Origin of the sequence: Alienimonas chondri (assembly GCF_013036045.1) — a bacterium.
GTDB lineage: Bacteria > Planctomycetota > Planctomycetia > Planctomycetales > Planctomycetaceae > Alienimonas > Alienimonas chondri.
This window is the reverse complement of sequence record NZ_WTPX01000019.1, coordinates 33,577-49,498: the sequence shown is the minus strand read 5'-3', so window position 1 is coordinate 49,498 and position 15,922 is coordinate 33,577. Positions and strand designations below refer to the sequence as shown.

Sequence of the window (15,922 nt, the reverse complement as noted above, 5' to 3'; positions counted from 1 at the left end):
TCCCGAGGCTCCCGCACGCTTTCCCCTCTCGGCCGCCCGCCGCGGCCCCCCCGGACACGGACGTCCCGATGCCCCGCCCCTTCCTCTTCCGCCACGCAATCGCCTCTGCCGTCGCCGCGGGTGCATTGACCTCGACCGTCGTCGCTCAGGACTTCGGCCGCGCGTCGCTGAACGGCCCGCTCGCCGCGCCGCCGCCGGTCCCGACGCGGGGGAACCTCCCCGTCCCGTCAGACATCCCCGAATTGCACGCGGACGACGACGGCCCGATCGGGCGGTCGTTCGTGGAGCCGCCGCCGGTTCCCGAGGCCCCGTGGAGCCTCGACGTCGCGACGGACGGAGGGCGGAACGCCGCCTTCGCCGGGGTCCCGCTGACGCTCGAAGAGGCGTTGGAGATGGCCGCCGCCAACAACCCGACGCTCGTGCAGGCCCGCGCCCAGGTGCAGGGTACGCTGGGGCTGGCCGTCGAGGCAGGACTGTGGCCGAATCCGACGTTCCGCTATATCGGCGAGCAGATCGGCGTCGACCGCGAGGGCGAGACGGACACCCCCGGCGAGTTCCAGGGGGCGACGATCACGCAGGAGTTCGTTACCGCGGACAAGCGGGACATCAGCCGGGCGAAGTTCCTCCAACGCACCCGCGTGGCGGAGTGGGCGGCCGTCTCCCAGCAGTGGCGGGTCTGCAACGACGTGCGGGTGCACTTTTATCAGGCGCTCGGAGCCAAGCAGACCGTCGCGATCCGCGAAGATCTGCTCAAAGCCGCCGAGGACGCCCTCGTCACCGCCCGGGAACAGTGGAACCTCGGCCAGGCGACGCGCTCCGATCTGCACCTGGCGAACGTCGCGTTGCAAGAGGCGCGGCTGAACCTCCTGATGGCGGAGAACGACTATCTGGAGCAGTTCCAAACCCTCGCCTCCCTGATCGGCCTGCCGCTGGAGACCGGGGCGGTGGTCGGCGAGTTGGACGGCGAGACCGCGGAGATCGATTTCGAGCAGGTGTATCAGGAGTACCTGGAAGAGGCTCCGCAGGTCATCATGGCCAAGCAGAAGCTGCGTGAAGATCAGATCACGCTCAAGAGGGAACTGGTCGAACCGATCCCCAACGTCTTCGTCGAGGCGGGCAGCGGGTATAACTTCGAGGCGTTGGAGACGACGGGTGCCCTGAGCGTGTCGCTCGACATTCCGATCTTCGACCGCAACCAGGGCAACATCCGCCGGGCCGAAGCGGATCTGGTGCGGCAGCGGCGGGAGATTCAGCGGACGGAGATGCTGCTCCGCCGCGATCTGGCGATGCAATACCGCCGCTACCTCACCGCCCGTCAGCACGTCGAGCAGTTCGCTCAGGTGATCCTGCCGGAGGCCCGAGCGGCGTATAAAAATCAGCTCGACGCCTACGCCGAGGACCGCCAGCAGTGGACCGACGTCCTCAAAGTGCAGAGCAGCTACTTCGATCTGCGGCAACGCTATATCGGGCACCTCGTCGCCCTGCGGACCAGCGAGACGCTGATCCGGGGATACCTCCTCCACGACGGATTGAACGTCCCCGCCCCGCTGCCGCCCGGGCACCTGGACGTGACCGCCCAGCCGCGGTGATCCGCCCCCGGCGACCAAGCCGCGGCGCCCCGGAACGGGCGACCCGCGGGTACCCCCACGGGGTACAATCCGACCTCTCGCTCTTTTCCCTGCCCCAGCGTTTCGATGTCCGCCGCCGAAGCTCGTCGTTCCTTCCTCAAAGCCGGGACCGCGGCCGCGGCCGGAGCCTTCGCCGCCCGCGCCGTCGCTCAGGAGAGCCCGGAGCACGATCCGCTCCGCGTCCCCGGCGGCCCGACCGATCCGCCCGGCGGTTCCCGACCGCAGGACGAGCACGAGGTGCGGGCGGACTACGAGGGCTTCTCCCGCTATAAGCCCAGCCGCGGCCACGACCCGGATTCCAAATGGTATCTCGGCAAAGAGGTGCCGGGCTTCCGCAAAGGCGTCGACGGGCCGGCGCCCTTCGTCGCTCCGGACGTCGAGAAACTGCCGTATACGATGGAGAACGGCTGGAAAGTCTTCCATCTCAGCTGCACGCCCGTCAGCCGGGAGTTCCTCCCGGGCCACCAGATCAACGTCTACGGCTTCAACGGGTCGATGCCCGGGCCGACGATCGAGGTGACGCAGGGGGACCGGGTCCGGTTCGTCGTCAAAAACGATCTGCCGGAACCGACCTCGGTGCACTGGCACGGGTTCGAACTACCGGTCCAGGAGGACGGCGCTTCGCACCTCACCCAGAATATGATCCAGCCCGGGAAGGAATACGTTTATCAGTTCCAGGTGCACGAGGAGGGAACGTTCTTTTATCACTCCCACGTCGCCATGCAGGAGACGTTCGGGATGGTGGGGTGGTTCATCGTCCATCCCCAAAAGCCGTTCGATCCGCCGGTGGACCGCGACTTCGGGCTGATCTTTCAAAACTTCCGCATCGACCCGATGACCACCGTGGTCGACAGCTGGGGGATGGATTTTAACTGGCACACGATCAACGGCCGCAGCGGGCCCTACACAACGCCGCTGGTCTGCCGGCACGGGGAGCGGGTGCGAATCCGCATTTTGGACTTCAGCCCGGTGCAGCATCATCCCATTCATTTGCACGGGCACACCTTCTGGGTGACCGGTCACGAGGGAGCTCGGGTTCCCAAAACCGCCTGGATTCCGCGGAACACGGAGCTGATCGCCGTGGCCCAGGCCTCGAACCTGGAGTTCATCGCCAACAACCCCGGCGACTGGGCGCTGCACTGCCATATGACGCACCATATGATGAACCATATGGTGCAGCACGTCGGCCCGCGGATGCGGGGACAGACTGACACCAGTCGCTATACCGCCAACCTGGAGACCCGCCCCGCGGTCGATCTGAATTCCAAGGCGCTCGGCGACGTTCCCCCCGGCTACCCGCAGATGATGCAGGGGATGAAAATGGACCCGGCCGCGATGAAGAAGGTCTGGAGCCGCCGCGAAATGAGGGGGATGCGGGCGACCGCTCCCAAGACGATCAGCGGCCTGTTCACCGCCCTCCGCGTGCTGCCGGACGATCTGTATCGGCTGGTGATGGAAACCGACGAGCCGGTCGAAAAAGGAGCCGTCTTCGCCGAGATCGTCCGCCGCTTCGGCGACTACGACCGCTACGACTGGGCGCCGATGGAGATGGAAATGGGCGGCGGAATGAACGACGCGGCGATGGGTGGCGGCGCAACGGGGAGCGTCGGGACGGGGCGATGAGCGAGGCCCTGTGCTCGGTCGCAGGCGGCTTACTGGTTCTGCTGGCGGCGTTTGACCTGTACCGCACGGTCCTGATGCCGCGGGGCCGCGGCGGGCCCGTGACGCGCGGGGTCTGCCGCGGGGTCTGGTGGATTGCGTCGCTGGGCGGAGATCGTGCGAAGGGCCAAGCCGGCCCGCTCACGGTCGTCGCCGGCGTGGCAGCCTGGGGGGCGCTATTGGCGTTCGGATTCGCGCTCGTCACCTGGCCGGCGTTGGGCAACGGGGTGACCGCCAGCGGCGACGCGGAGACGCCGACCGACTTCGTTGCGGCCCTGTACTACTCCGGGTTCAACCTGACGACGCTCGGCACCGGCGACCTCGTCCCCCGCACCGACGCCTACCGCCTGCTGATGGTCGCGGAGGCGGCGGTCGGCTTCAGCTATCTGACGCTGGCCCTGACCTACATGATGTCCGTCTATGAAGCCCTGAACCGACGGAACGTCTTCGCGTTGGGCCTGCATCAACGAACCGGCGACACCGGCGACGCCGCGACCTACCTCGCCGGCCTCCTGCCCGGACCGCCGGCGGTCGCCTCGCAGGATCTGACGACGCTGTCCGGGGAACTCGCCCAGCTCTTCGAGGCGCACCACTTCTACCCCGTCCTGCACTACTTCCGCCTGCCGAAACCGCGGTACGCGATGGCCCGCATCCTGTTCGTCGCCCTCGACGCCGCCTCGCTGATCCGCTCCGCTCCGGACGGCCCGGACGCGCAAACGTTGGCGGACTCGGCCGCCGTCGAAGCGCTGTGGCGGGGGGGATTGCGTCCGGTGCAGGAACTCGCCCCGCTCTTTCTGCCGGACCGACTATCAGAGGACGTCTCGGAGGAAACCGCGGTGGAGCGGGACCGCTGGCACGCCCACTACCTCCGGGCCGCGGCGACGCTGCGGGCCGCCGGCGTCGCCTGTCGGGATGACGAGGAGGGTTTCTCCCGCTATGCGCTGCGGCGGGCGGAGTGGAACGCGACCGTCCGCCGCTTTACCACGTTCATGCGTTACGACTGGGACGAGGTCGCCGCTCCCGCCGACCGCTGACGGCGGGAGCGGCGATCGCCCGCGTCGCTCAGTCCGCGTTCGCGGGCACGATCTTCCAGATCACGCCGGTGCCGGGCTTGGCGTGCGGCCCGGATTCGTCCATCGGCATCAAGCCGAAGTCGGCGACGTACAGGGCGGAGCCGTCCGCGGCGAAGCGGACGTCCAGCGGGCGGCGCGGCCCGGCCGATCCGCCCGGCGTATGGCCTTGGCCGTGATCGCCGTGTCCGCTTTGGCTCTTCTCGCCGCGACCGCCGTGGCCGTGGTGTTTTGGGCCGAAGAAAGTGGTCGATTCGCCGGTCGCCGGGTCGAACCGCACCACGCGGTGGCCGCCGTGCTCCTCAGGCGGATTGCCGGTGCGGGGCGTCATGTGACCGAAGAAGGCCACGAACAACTGCCCCTCGAAGCCGAACGCGCCGCCCGGCGAGGCATCCAGTTTCACGATGCAGGAATGCTTGGGGTAGGTCGCCGCGGGCCGCTCCACGGGCGGATGCTCCGCCATCAGGAACGTCGGCTGCGGCTCGCCCTCTGGCTTGAACCGCGGATCGGTCACCGGATCGCCGGACCCGAAGTCCGGCCAACCGTAGAAGGCGCCCCGCTTCACGACATAGAGGTCTTCCAGATCGTTCGCCACCGGCCGGCTACCGCGGACGTCCATGCCGTTCTCCGTCGCGTACAGCGTGTCGCCGGCCCACAACAGGCCGTAGGGGTTCCGCAAGCCCCAGGCGTAGACCGACGGGTTCGAGCCGTCCGCGTCGAACCGCAACACCGTCCCGTTCGCCTTGGTCGCCCCGGGAATCGTCGCCCCGTCCGGGGTGGACGTGTCGAACGGCTGATAGGCGGAGGTCCGGGCCGTCTCGTCGGCTTCGCCGTCGGAGAGCGGGTCCTTCGTCTGGAAGACCGCGCCGCGGGTCCGCAGCGGGACGGGCGCGATCTCGTGGACGTCTGGGCGTTTGCTGAGCCACTTCTTGTTGTCCAGACCGACGACGCCGGAGTTCGTCGCCGTGCCCTGGCCGACGTACAGCCCGCCGTCGGGGCCGACCGTGAGTTGGTTGTTCTCGTGGTCCCCGAGACTCGGCAGCCCCGTCACGAGATCTCGCAGCGCCGGGGCGTCGCCGAGCGGGTCGTCGAGGGTCGAAATCTTCGTCCGGTGCGAGATCAGCAGTTTGCCGTCGCGCATCAGCAGATCGTTGACCGGCGCCTGGAGGCCGTCGACGGGCACGCTGCGGCGGGCGCCGTCGGCGGCGAAGTGCAGCAGGGCGGGCTCGGCAGACGGATCGCCCGGGGCCGCGCCGGAGAGGGCGACGAACAGCCCGCCGGCGCCGTCCGGCTCGACGCTGGTGGGATAGTCCAATCCGTCGGCGAATACCTCGATGCGGTAACCCTCCGCCACTTCCGCGGCGGCCGGATCGGGCGCGGGCGGGGCCGCGACGGCCGATTGAGCGAGGAACAAGCCGGCGAGCACCAAGGCCGCCGCGGCGTGGAGAAGCTGAAACACGCGGATCTCCTGAGGGGGGAATGCGGTCGCCGATGCCGGCGACGAAACGATCGTCACCCAAACGCGCCTCCGGCCGGCGGGGGACCGGCGAATTCCCTTGAGCGCGGATCGAAGATACCCCCGGGCCGTATCCCCATGAGCGTAGGGAAGCCGGCCCCCGTCCCGGTCGCGTGTCCGATTCGTCAGCGTGTTCTTCTCAAGACGAGCGGGGTCGTCGCCCCCTCGATCTTCCCCCGTTCTCTCTCCCGGAGACTCCCATGAACCGCCGTTACATTCCGTCCGCCGTCGCCGCCGCCCTGCCCGCTGTCGAGTTCAAGGCAGCGGCCCAGCCCCGGGTGCTACAACAGGCCCGCAGAAGTTTGATTGGCTTCCTTCGGTAAGTCCGCCGTCGTCGCGGGGTGCGCGGAGTCCTCCCGCAAATGTGCCGAGATGTGCCGCTCCTAGATCTGGGCGTCTCGCCCACCGGAGCGTTACTCCTGCTGTATCAGGCCGTCCGGCTTTCTCCGAGCGGCTTCCCTCCCTGATTTTGCCTCCGTTCGATCGAATTCCATGAACGCCTACGTCCGCTTCGGCCTGATGATCGCCACGTCCACCGTGGTGATGTTCGGCCTGATGTACCTGAACACCTACGCCCTCGATCACGTCCTCTTCAGCGAGACGCGGGCTTATATGGCGCTGCTGATGGGCGCGGTGATGGCTGTGATCATGATTGGGTTCATGTGGTCGATGCATGAAAACCGCAAGGCGAACGTCGGCATTCTCGCCGGGGCCGTCGTCGTCTTCGTGGGGTCGCTGTGGCTGGTCCGCTCGCAGGAGACGGTGCAGGACTCGTCATGGATGAAGGCGATGATCCCGCACCACTCGATCGCGATCCTCACCAGCGAGCGGGCGGAGATCTCCGACGCCCGCGTCCGTGATCTGGCCGACCGCATCATCAAAACCCAGCGGGAGGAGATCGCCGAAATGAACCGGCTGATCGCGGACCTCGAAGCGGATCGCTGATCCGCCCTGCCGCGCGGTCTCGCGCGGCACAGCGAGGCGACTGCAGGCCGCCCGGCGCGGCGACCCCTCGCCGGTCCTACCCGGGTCCGGTAGGATAGGGGCTGACGGTCTCACGGCCGGTAAGCATCCTCTCTCAGCCTCCGGCCCGTCCGCCGTCCGCAAGCCTCGTGAATCTCGACGACGACCAGAAAGAGGCCCTCCGCAAAAGGCTCCGCCGCGCCGAGGGCCAGGTGGCCGCGGTGGGGCGGATGATCGAGGAGGACAAGTACTGCGTGGACGTGCTGATGCAGGTTCGGGCGGCGATGGCGGCCCTCGGCAAGGTGGGCCATATCGTGCTTGAAAATCACATGGACACCTGCGTCTCCGCCGCTTTCATGGCCGAGGACGACGCGGAGCGGAAGGCGAAGATTCGCGAGTTGATGAGCGTGTTCGCCCGGTACGGCAACTTCGGCGGTCGCTGACGCCGTGCGGGCGCCGGTTCGACGCCCTTTCGGGCCGCCTCGCTCGCGCCCGGAAAAGTTCTCTACGGAAAGCGTTGCGCTTCGGGGAAGCTCGACTCCGGGAACGTCCCCACCCGAGGTCTCGACGTTTCACGGTTCATACCCTCTGTGGGTATTTCTAAAAACAGGCGGTGCGTCGGGCGACCGACGCGACTCACCCGTTCCCCGGGACCACCCGTTCCCCCAAAGACCACGAGGACCGACGATGAGCGACGCCGCGATGAAACAGTGCATCGATACCTGTCAGGAATGTCACCGCACCTGCCTGGAGCACTTTACGAACGTCTGCCTTGAGAAAGGCGGCGAGCACGTCGAGAAGGAGCACGTCAAATTGATGCTGGACTGCATCCAGATTTGCGCGACCTGCGCGGACTTCATGATCCGCGGCAGCGACCTGCACAACTTCGTCTGCCGGGCCTGCAGCGAGGTTTGCCAGCGGTGCGCGGACAGCTGCGAGAAGGTCGGGATGAGCGACTGCGCCGCCCAGTGCCGCAAGTGCGCGGAGTCCTGCGGCGCGATGGCCGCCTGAGTCAAGCTGGCTCCTTCTGTCCCATGACGCCGGGGCCCGGCCGGGCCCCGGCGTTTCCGCTTCGCCCAGTTCGAACCGATGAACGACGACCTTCCGGTTCTCGATGCTCCCGCGACGGAGGGGACCGTCACCGACCCCGTCTGCGGCATGACGGTCCCGGTCGACGCTCCCCGCACGGTCCGGCACGCCGGCGAGACGTACCGCTTCTGCTCCGACGGCTGCCGAACGAAGTTCACGGCCGATCCGGAGCGTTACCTCGACCCGTCAAACCAAGCCGACGAGGCGCACGGTTGCTGTCATGGACAGGGCGGCTCGTCGTCTCCCCTCCCCCCCGGAACCGCGGCCGGGGCGTACACCTGCGCCTGTCACCCGGAGGTGGTCGCCGAGGAGCCCGGCCACTGCCCGAAGTGCGGGATGGCGTTGGAGCGATCCGGCCCGCCGACGAAGCCGGGCGGCGGGACGACCGTCTACACCTGCCCGATGCACCCGCAGATCGAGCAGGACGGTCCCGGCGACTGCCCGATCTGCGGGATGGCGTTGGAACCGAAAACCGTCGCGGTTCGCGGGGCGGAGGACGAACCGGACCCCGAACTGGTCGACATGACTCGCCGGTTCTGGATCGGCTTGGCCCTCGGCCTGCCGGTGATCCTGCTGGCGATGGGGCCGATGGTCGGGCTGCCGGTCCACGATTGGATTGGAGCCCGAACCTCCCACTGGCTCCAACTTGCTCTGGCGACGCCGGTGGTGCTCTGGTGCGGCTGGCCGTTCTTCGTGCGGGGGTGGAAGTCGGTCGTGAACCGACATCTCAACATGTTCACGCTGATCGGCCTGGGCGTGGCCGCGGCGTACGCCTACAGCGTCGCGGCGGTCGTCGCCCCGGGCCTCTTCCCGGAGACGTTTCGAGAGGAGCACAGCGGCCTGATCGGCGTCTACTTCGAAGCAGCGGCGATGATCGTCGTCCTCGTGCTGCTCGGTCAGGTGATGGAACTGCGGGCCCGCCGCAAGACCGGCGCGGCGCTGCGGGAACTGCTCTCGCTCGCCCCGCCGACCGCCCGCGTGGTCAGCGACGACGGCGACGAGCGGGAGGTTCCGCTGGACGAGGTGACGACCGGCGACCGGCTCCGCGTACGGCCCGGCGAAAAAGTGCCAACCGACGGGCGCGTGATCGACGGCGGCGGGGACGTCGACGAGTCGATGGTCACCGGCGAACCCGTTCCCGTGCGGAAGGAGGAGGGCGACTCGGTGATCGGCGGGACGGTCAACGGCGCCGGCTCCCTGCTGATCGAGGCGGAGCGGGTCGGAGAGGACACCGTCCTGTCGCGCATCGTGGCCCTCGTCGCCGACGCCCAGCGGAGTCGCGCCCCCATCCAGCGGGTCGCGGATCGGGCCGCCGGCTACTTCGTCCCGTTCGTGCTGGCGGCCGCGGCCTTGGCGTTCGTCGTCTGGTGGGCGGTCGGGCCGGAGCCGGCGTTCGCCTTCGCGCTGGTGAACGCGGTCGCCGTGCTGATCGTCGCCTGCCCCTGCGCCCTCGGCCTCGCCACGCCGATGAGCGTGATGGTCGGCGTCGGCCGCGGCGCCCGGGAGGGCGTGCTGTTCAAGGACGCCTCCGCCCTGGAAACGCTCCGCTCCTGCGACGTACTCGTCGTGGACAAAACCGGCACCCTCACGGAGGGCAAACCGACGCTCACGGAGGTGCGTGTCGTGAACGGATTCGAGGAGAACGACCTGCTCCGCCTCGCCGCCGCGGTCGAGAGGCACAGCGAACATCCGCTCGCACGGGCCGTCGAGCGGGGGGCCGAGGATCGCGGGGCGACGGTCTCGGCCGCGGAGGGGTTTGAATCGATCACCGGCGGCGGCGTCTCCGCGACGGTCGAGGGACGCACCGTGCTCGTCGGCGCCCCCGCCCTGCTGGCCGATCGCGGCGTCGACCTCCCCGAGGATCTAACGGCCGCAGCGGATCGCCTGCGAAGCGACGGGCGCACGGTCTTCTTCGTCGCCATCGAGGCTCCGTCCGGAGAGAAGCAGGCTGCCGGACTGCTGGCGGTCGCCGACCCGATCAAGGAGACCACCGCCGAGGCGATCCGCGATTTGCACGCGATGGGCCTGCGGATCGTGATGTTGACCGGCGACCACGAGGCGACGGCCCGGGCGGTCGCGCGGGAACTGAATATCGACGAGGTGGAAGCCGGCGTCAGCCCCCAGCGGAAGCACGACCGCGTCGCGGAGCTAAAGGCCGAGGGGGGGACCGTGGCGATGGCCGGCGACGGGATCAACGACGCCCCCGCCCTCGCCGCCGCCGACGTGGGGATCGCGATGGGCGCCGGCACGGACGTGGCGATTGAGAGCGCCGGCGTGACGCTGGTGAAGGGCGACCTCCGCGGCATCGTGCGGGCCGTCCGGCTGAGCCGGGACGTGGTGCGCAACATCAAGCAGAACCTCTTCTTCGCCTTCGTCTACAACGCCGCCGGCGTGCCGATCGCCGCGGGCCTGCTGTACCCGTTCACCGGTTGGCTGCTCTCCCCGATGCTCGCCGCCGCCGCGATGAGCCTCTCCAGCGTCAGCGTGATCGGCAACGCCCTCCGCCTGCGGCGGGGCTGACGCCGGCGCCGCGAATTCGGTTCGGCCGATCATTCCACTTCGCCGTGAGCTTGGGCGTCCTTCACAAAGCCGCCGGAGTAGCACAACCATCATGGCCGCCGTCTCGCGGTGCGGTAGACCTCAGAGCAAGCCGGCCTATGGCGTAGCGAGTTTGGCGACGGCAATATGTCCGCTCATCCCGCTCATGGAGGCGATCTGGTGCGTGCGTTTTCGAAGGATCTGAAGGAACGCGTGCTGGCCGCCCGCGATTCCGGCGAACCAACGAAGGTCGTCGCCGACCGCTTCGCCGTCAGCCCCGCGTGGGTGCGGCGGCTGGTCCAGCGGCGACGCGAAAGCGGCTCCGGCGACGTGCCCTCCGCCCGGACCGCGCCGGGTCGAACGCGGGTTCTGGCCGGCCGCGAAGCGGAGATCGCCGCCGCGGCGACCGCCGACCCCGACCGCACCGTCCGCCAGCGGAAGGCCGATCTGGGTCTGAGTTGCTCCGAGGAGGCCCTGCGGCGGGAGCTGCACCGGCTGAGATTCCGCCCGAAAGAAAGACGCTGATCGTCTGCGAACAGTCCGCCCCGACGTGGCCGATTCCCGGCGGAGTCGGAAGTACGCCCGCGGCGGCTTCCGGGCGGGGCGATTGGTCTTTCTGGACGAGACTTGGGCGAAAACGAACATGACGCCGACCCGCGGCTGGGCGGTGCGCGGCCGGCGACTCTTGGCCTCGGTCCCGCACGGCCACTGGCACACCACCACTTTTCTGTGCTGACTGCGGACTGCGGGCCGACGGCCCGGTCGCGCCGCTGGTCGTCAGCGGGGCGATCGACGGGCGGAATCTGCGTCCTAGTGATGGACGGCTCCCATCGGACGGAAGATGCCGGGTAGGATGAGTCCAGCGTTTGCTCCGCCGCGTCGTTTCGTCTCACGAAAGTCAGTCGATGTTCCGTCCCTTCCTCGCCGCCTCGGTCCTTGCCGTGTGTTCGGCGTGTCTGCCCGGAGCATTCGCCCAAGACGAACCGGCTCCGTCCGCACAGGTTGCCACGGCGCCTGCTGGTCCGCTGACCGAGGAACAGGCCGTCCGACTGATGGGCGCCGTTGCGAACGTTCGGGCCGCCCTCGAACGCGACGAAATCACCAAGGCCCAAGCGACCGAGCGGCTGAACGAGCTGCTCCGCCGCGTCGCCGAGACGACCGGCGGCGGAATGCGGGGCGACCGAATGCGGGCTGCCGATCCCGCCCGCCGCGGCCGCGGACCCATTGAGGCGAAAGCCCCGTCCGGCTTCAAAAAAGAGGGCGAGACGCCCGTATTTAGTGGGCCGCAGCCCGGCGAGCCGGCGCCGTCGTTCCAAGCCACCGCCCTGACGGGTCCGAACGCCGGCGAGTCGGCCGACCCGACTGCCGGAGCGGGCAAAGGCGTGCGGATTCTGTTCTTCCAAAATGAGTCCGGCACGTCACTCCGAGGGATGCTCGCGTTCACCCGCGTTCTGGAGCAGGTGCAGCGGACGACCGACCGCCGAATCTCCACCTCCGTCGTCCTGCTGGGTGACGACCCGGCAACGTTGAAAGAGCAGGCGGGCCGTTGGTTCCGGCTGCTGCCCAAGAACGGCGTGACGGTGTTCGCATCCGCGGACGGTCCCGACGGTCCCGGGGCGCTCGGTCTGAACCGGAAGGTCGTCCAGACCGTGCTGGTCGTGCAGGACGGCAAGACGTCGCATAACTTCGCCTTCCCACAAGGCATGCTGCGGCCGGACCCTTACCTGCTGGGTGCGGTCGCGGAAGCGATCGGACAAACCCCGGCAGCGTTGCAGGCGAAGCTGAACGCCGCCGCCCCGCCCGACGCCCCAATGCGTAATCGCGATGGCGCGCCGGACCCGGACGGGGCGCCGGGTCGTGACGCTCGCAACTGAAGCGTGGATCCGCCGCACGTGATGCTCCCCTTGCTCGCCCTGCTCATCCTCGCCGCCGCGGCCGATCCGGCCGGGGCGAGTGAGCCGGGGATCGCAGTCGACTTCGACACGGACGTCCTGCCGATCCTCACCCGGTCGGGCTGCAACGCCGGGGCGTGTCACGGGGCCGCAGCGGGTCGCGGCGGCTTTTCGTTGTCGCTCTACGGCGGCGATCCGGCGGCCGACTATGCGGCGATCGCCCGAGAGTTGAAGGGTCGCCGGGTCAATCCGGGCCGGCCGAACGACAGTCTACTGCTGCTCAAAAGCACGGAGTCGATCGGGCACGGCGGCGGCCCCGTGCTGGAATTTGACGGGCAGGCCCATCGACTGCTGCGACGTTGGATCGCCGCGGGAGCCGTTCGATCGCCGTCGCGGTCGCTGATCGGACTAACCGTGACCCCGGAGCGGCGGACCGTTCCGGTCAATCAGGCGACGCCGCTACGGGCACTTGCGCAGTACGACGACGGCACGGAGCGGGATGTGACCCGGTGGACCTCGTTCACGGCGGAGGATCCCGCTGTCGTACGGGTCGAGGCGGACGCCGACCCCGCGGCGCCGACGGCCGCGGCGCTGCGACCGGGGCGACACGTCGTCGTCGCTCGGCACCGCGACCGCGTGCATGCGGTCGAACTGATCGCCCCGCGGGTCGGCGCCGCTCCTGATCTTTCCGCAGTCGGGCGGGCGAACTTCATCGACGATCACGTGCTGGCTGCATTGGCCGACTTGCATCTGCCGGCCTCCCCGCCGGCGGGCGACGCGGCGTTTCTCCGTCGGGTCACGCTCGGCCTGACCGGCCGATTGCCCACCCCGGCGATCGCCGAGACGTTTCTCGCCGACCGCGACCCGGACAAGCGGGCGAAGCGGGTGGACGCCCTACTCGCCTCGGAAGCGTTCGTGCAGTACTGGACGCACCAGCTGGCGGAACTGCTCCGCGTTCGCCCCCGCGAACCCGGCGGAGCGGACGCGCAGGCTTATCACGAGTGGCTGGCTGACCGTCTCCGCGAGGGCGCCGGGTTGGACTCAATCGTCAGGGCGGCTCTCCGGGCGACCGGCGATGCGCGGGAGAACGGCCCGCCGAACTTTCACCGCGTCGGCGGTGACCCGCGGGGCCGTGCGGAATTCGTCTCGGAGGCGTTGATGGGCGTTCGGCTGCGGTGCGCGAACTGCCACAACCATCCGCTCGATCGCTGGACCCAAGACGACTTCCACGGCCTCGCGGCTTCGCTCGCCCGCTTCAAAGCTGGATCCGTCGTGCGGCCGGACCCCGGCGCGGAGGTTCTCCATCCGGGCACCGGCGAGCCGGCCCGCCCCAAGCTGCCGGGCGGGGCCTACCTTGCGGCCGGCGACGACGGACCCGAGGCGCTGGCGGATTGGCTGGTCTCGCCGGAGAATCCGTACCTCGCCGAGGCGTTCGTCAATCGCTTGTGGAAAGCGTTGATCGGTCGCGGGCTGGTCGAGCCGGCGGACGATTTTCGGGCCACGAACCCCGCGACGCACCCCGCTTTGCTGAAAGAACTGGCGAATGATTTCGTCGCTCACGGCTACGACCTAAGGCACACGCTCCGAACGATCGCCCTTAGCGCCGCGTACGCCCGGTCGGCCGCCGCCCTGCCGGGCAACGCCGCGGACGACCGGTTCCTCTCGCACTTTCCGCGGACGCCGTTGCCGCCCGCGGCGCTGGCAGACGCGGTGACGGACGTCCTGGGCGTCGGCGAGCGGTACGGCGACGCCCCGCCGGGCACGCGGGCGGTGGAACTCGCCGATGCGACCGCGGCCTCTCTCACGTTGGACCTGTTGGGTCGGTGCGGGCGGGAGGAGTCCTGCGAATCGACCGCGACGCCCGACGGCCTGCGGAAGGGCCTGCACCTCTTCAACGGGCCGTGGTTGAACGCCCGCATTACCGCTCCGAACGGGCGATTGCGCACACTGCTCGCCGCCGGGACGTCGCCCGAGAAGATTGTGGAGCGGTTTTACCTCGTCGCTTTGACGCGGAAGCCGACGGCCTCGGAGGCCGCCCATTGGACGGCGGAGTTGGCCGGAATCTCCGATGAAGCCGCCCGGACGACATTCCTCGAAGACTTCGTCTGGGGCCTGCTGACCTGCGACGAATTCGTCACGAACCACTAACCCGGCGACCGAGATGATCTCCGCGATCCGCTGCGACGGCGTGCGACGCCGCGATTTCGTCCGAGTGGGCGGCCTGTCGGCCCTTGGTCTTAGCTTGGCGGACCTCGCCCGGCCCGCCGCGGCGGCGAATCAGACCGGTCCTGAGCCGCGAGCGAAGTCCTGCGTTTTGATCTGGCTGGACGGCGGACCGAGCCACCTGGAGACGTTCGACCCGAAGCCGGACGCCCCCGTCGAAGTCCGCGGTCCGCTGGGCTCCATCGCAACGGCCCTGCCGGGCGTTCGGTTCGGCGAGTGTCTGGAGCAAACCGCCCGACTGGCCGATCGGCTGGCGGTGGTGCGTTCCATGACGAGCCCGCTGGGCGAACACGTTTTCGGGACGCATTACCTCATGACCGGCTACCGGCCCACGCCGGCGCTGGAGTACCCGACGTTCGGCGCCACGCTCGCCCACGTCCGCGGTAGCGCGGACAACGTCGGCCGCACGGCACTGCCGCCGCACATGGCGGTCGGCGGGTTCACCGGGGCGGTGTCGGGCCGCGGGTATCTGCCAACCGACACGACGCCGTTCGTCGTCGGCGGGGAGGCGGCCGGCAAGCGGCCGCCGGGGCAGTTCCGCGTGCCGGACCTGGATCCGTACGCCGGCCTCGACCTACCCCGTCTCGCCCGACGGAAGCGCATCACGGCGGCGCTGGACCGGTTTTCCCGTGCGGGCGACGCCGACGCGGCGGTCGGCGAGAACCCCGACCTTCGCCGGGCCTACGATCTCATCGCCTCGGCAGCTGCGAAGCGGGCGTTCGACCTGACTGAAGAACCGGCTGCGATTCACAACCGCTACGGGGTCGGCAACGGAAACGGTCCGGGCGCCGGCTGCCTATTGGCTCGACGGCTCGTCGAACGGGAGGTGCCGTTCGTGACCGTTTATTCCTCGGGGTGGGATACCCACAGCAACGTCGCTGCGTTGGCCTCTCGTTATCCGGGGGACGGCGGGGCGAAGCTGCCGGCGCTGGACCGGGCGCTCGCGGCGCTGCTGACCGACCTCGACGAGCGTCAATTGCTGGAGGAAACTCTGGTGGTCGTGGCGGGCGAGTTCGGTCGGACTCCGCGGATCAACGCCGCCGGCGGACGCGACCACTGGCCCAACGCCTTCAGCATGCTGATGGCCGGCGGAGGGGTGAGCGGCGGTCAGGTTTACGGGGCGAGCGATCGACTGGGCGAGTTCCCCGCGGAGGACGCCGTCACACCCGCTGATCTGGCGGCGACGATCTTCACGCTGCTCGGCGTCGACCCCGCCCGTGAACTTCACACCGCCGACGGCCGTCCCGTCCGCGTCGCCCCGGACGGGGCTCGCGTGCTGACGGATCTGCTCGCGTAGTCAGCCCCGCCCCGTCACCCTCGTTCCCCCCGGCAATCGACCCTGCT

The 15,922-nt window shown here is 69.1% G+C and carries 13 protein-coding genes; 12 read left to right on the top strand and 1 reads right to left on the bottom strand.

Annotated elements, in window-relative coordinates:
* The first annotated feature begins 68 nt into the window (after nucleotides 1-68).
* The 3 genes from LzC2_RS04850 (at nucleotide 69) to LzC2_RS04840 (ending at nucleotide 4,321) form a co-directional block, all read left to right on the top strand.
* On the top strand, nucleotides 69-1,589 hold the full coding sequence (locus tag LzC2_RS04850; RefSeq protein ID WP_171184340.1) for a TolC family protein: 1,521 nt from the start codon (nucleotides 69-71) through the stop codon (nucleotides 1,587-1,589).
* Between the two features lie 105 nt (nucleotides 1,590-1,694).
* Nucleotides 1,695-3,251 carry a copper oxidase gene (locus LzC2_RS04845; RefSeq protein WP_171184339.1) on the top strand — a complete coding sequence of 519 codons (1,557 nt, stop codon included), beginning with the start codon at nucleotides 1,695-1,697 and terminating at the stop codon, nucleotides 3,249-3,251.
* Entirely contained in the window at nucleotides 3,248-4,321 is a 1,074-nt protein-coding gene (locus tag LzC2_RS04840; protein ID WP_171184336.1) for a potassium channel family protein, read from the top strand. Before LzC2_RS04845 ends, LzC2_RS04840 begins: the two co-directional genes overlap by 4 nt.
* Before the next feature lie 28 nt (nucleotides 4,322-4,349).
* Here LzC2_RS04840 and LzC2_RS04835 read toward each other — a convergent pair whose 3' ends face one another.
* Complete coding sequence (locus LzC2_RS04835) at nucleotides 4,350-5,816, bottom strand: PQQ-dependent sugar dehydrogenase (RefSeq protein WP_171184333.1); 1,467 nt, start codon at nucleotides 5,814-5,816, stop codon at nucleotides 4,350-4,352.
* 549 nt (nucleotides 5,817-6,365) lie between these two features.
* Between LzC2_RS04835 and LzC2_RS04830 the strand changes: the two genes are divergently transcribed.
* The 9 genes from LzC2_RS04830 to LzC2_RS04790 all read left to right on the top strand — a co-directional run bounded on the left by LzC2_RS04830 (nucleotide 6,366) and on the right by LzC2_RS04790 (nucleotide 15,875).
* Complete coding sequence (locus tag LzC2_RS04830; RefSeq protein ID WP_171184331.1) at nucleotides 6,366-6,818, top strand: DUF305 domain-containing protein; 453 nt, start codon at nucleotides 6,366-6,368, stop codon at nucleotides 6,816-6,818.
* 167 nt (nucleotides 6,819-6,985) lie between these two features.
* Nucleotides 6,986-7,279, top strand: a complete 294-nt coding sequence (locus tag LzC2_RS04825) for a metal-sensitive transcriptional regulator (protein ID WP_171184329.1) — start codon at nucleotides 6,986-6,988, stop codon at nucleotides 7,277-7,279.
* Nucleotides 7,280-7,523: 244 nt separating this feature from the next.
* A complete protein-coding gene (locus tag LzC2_RS04820; RefSeq protein ID WP_171184327.1) occupies nucleotides 7,524-7,847 on the top strand; it encodes a four-helix bundle copper-binding protein in 324 nt (107 codons plus the stop codon).
* A gap of 78 nt (nucleotides 7,848-7,925) precedes the next feature.
* Nucleotides 7,926-10,445 (top strand): heavy metal translocating P-type ATPase, encoded by a 2,520-nt coding sequence (locus LzC2_RS04815; RefSeq protein WP_171184326.1) that lies wholly within the window; start codon nucleotides 7,926-7,928, stop codon nucleotides 10,443-10,445.
* Between the two features lie 165 nt (nucleotides 10,446-10,610).
* The gene (locus LzC2_RS04810; RefSeq protein ID WP_171184324.1) at nucleotides 10,611-10,988 is read left to right on the top strand and encodes a hypothetical protein; all 378 of its coding nucleotides are present in this window, start codon (nucleotides 10,611-10,613) and stop codon (nucleotides 10,986-10,988) included.
* 25 nt (nucleotides 10,989-11,013) lie between these two features.
* A complete protein-coding gene (locus tag LzC2_RS04805; protein WP_171184322.1) occupies nucleotides 11,014-11,199 on the top strand; it encodes a hypothetical protein in 186 nt (61 codons plus the stop codon).
* Nucleotides 11,200-11,368: 169 nt separating this feature from the next.
* A complete protein-coding gene (locus tag LzC2_RS04800; RefSeq protein ID WP_171184320.1) occupies nucleotides 11,369-12,337 on the top strand; it encodes a hypothetical protein in 969 nt (322 codons plus the stop codon).
* Nucleotides 12,338-12,340: 3 nt separating this feature from the next.
* Nucleotides 12,341-14,503: a DUF1549 domain-containing protein gene (locus LzC2_RS04795; RefSeq protein WP_206678558.1), complete on the top strand. Its 2,163-nt coding sequence runs from the start codon at nucleotides 12,341-12,343 to the stop codon at nucleotides 14,501-14,503.
* Nucleotides 14,504-14,516: 13 nt separating this feature from the next.
* A complete protein-coding gene (locus LzC2_RS04790) occupies nucleotides 14,517-15,875 on the top strand; it encodes a DUF1501 domain-containing protein (RefSeq protein WP_171184315.1) in 1,359 nt (452 codons plus the stop codon).
* Nucleotides 15,876-15,922 lie beyond the last annotated feature (47 nt).

Excerpts from the sequence above, each read along its gene's own strand:
- LzC2_RS04850 (WP_171184340.1), top strand. The coding sequence starts at position 69 with ATGCCCCGCCCCTTCCTCTTCCGCCACGCAATCGCCTCTGCCGTCGCC.
- LzC2_RS04845 (WP_171184339.1), top strand. The coding sequence starts at position 1,695 with ATGTCCGCCGCCGAAGCTCGTCGTTCCTTCCTCAAAGCCGGGACCGCG.
- LzC2_RS04840 (WP_171184336.1), top strand. The coding sequence starts at position 3,248 with ATGAGCGAGGCCCTGTGCTCGGTCGCAGGCGGCTTACTGGTTCTGCTG.
- LzC2_RS04830 (WP_171184331.1), top strand. The coding sequence starts at position 6,366 with ATGAACGCCTACGTCCGCTTCGGCCTGATGATCGCCACGTCCACCGTG.
- LzC2_RS04820 (WP_171184327.1), top strand. The coding sequence starts at position 7,524 with ATGAGCGACGCCGCGATGAAACAGTGCATCGATACCTGTCAGGAATGT.
- LzC2_RS04815 (WP_171184326.1), top strand. The coding sequence starts at position 7,926 with ATGAACGACGACCTTCCGGTTCTCGATGCTCCCGCGACGGAGGGGACC.
- LzC2_RS04810 (WP_171184324.1), top strand. The coding sequence starts at position 10,611 with ATGTCCGCTCATCCCGCTCATGGAGGCGATCTGGTGCGTGCGTTTTCG.
- LzC2_RS04800 (WP_171184320.1), top strand. The coding sequence starts at position 11,369 with ATGTTCCGTCCCTTCCTCGCCGCCTCGGTCCTTGCCGTGTGTTCGGCG.
- LzC2_RS04790 (WP_171184315.1), top strand. The coding sequence starts at position 14,517 with ATGATCTCCGCGATCCGCTGCGACGGCGTGCGACGCCGCGATTTCGTC.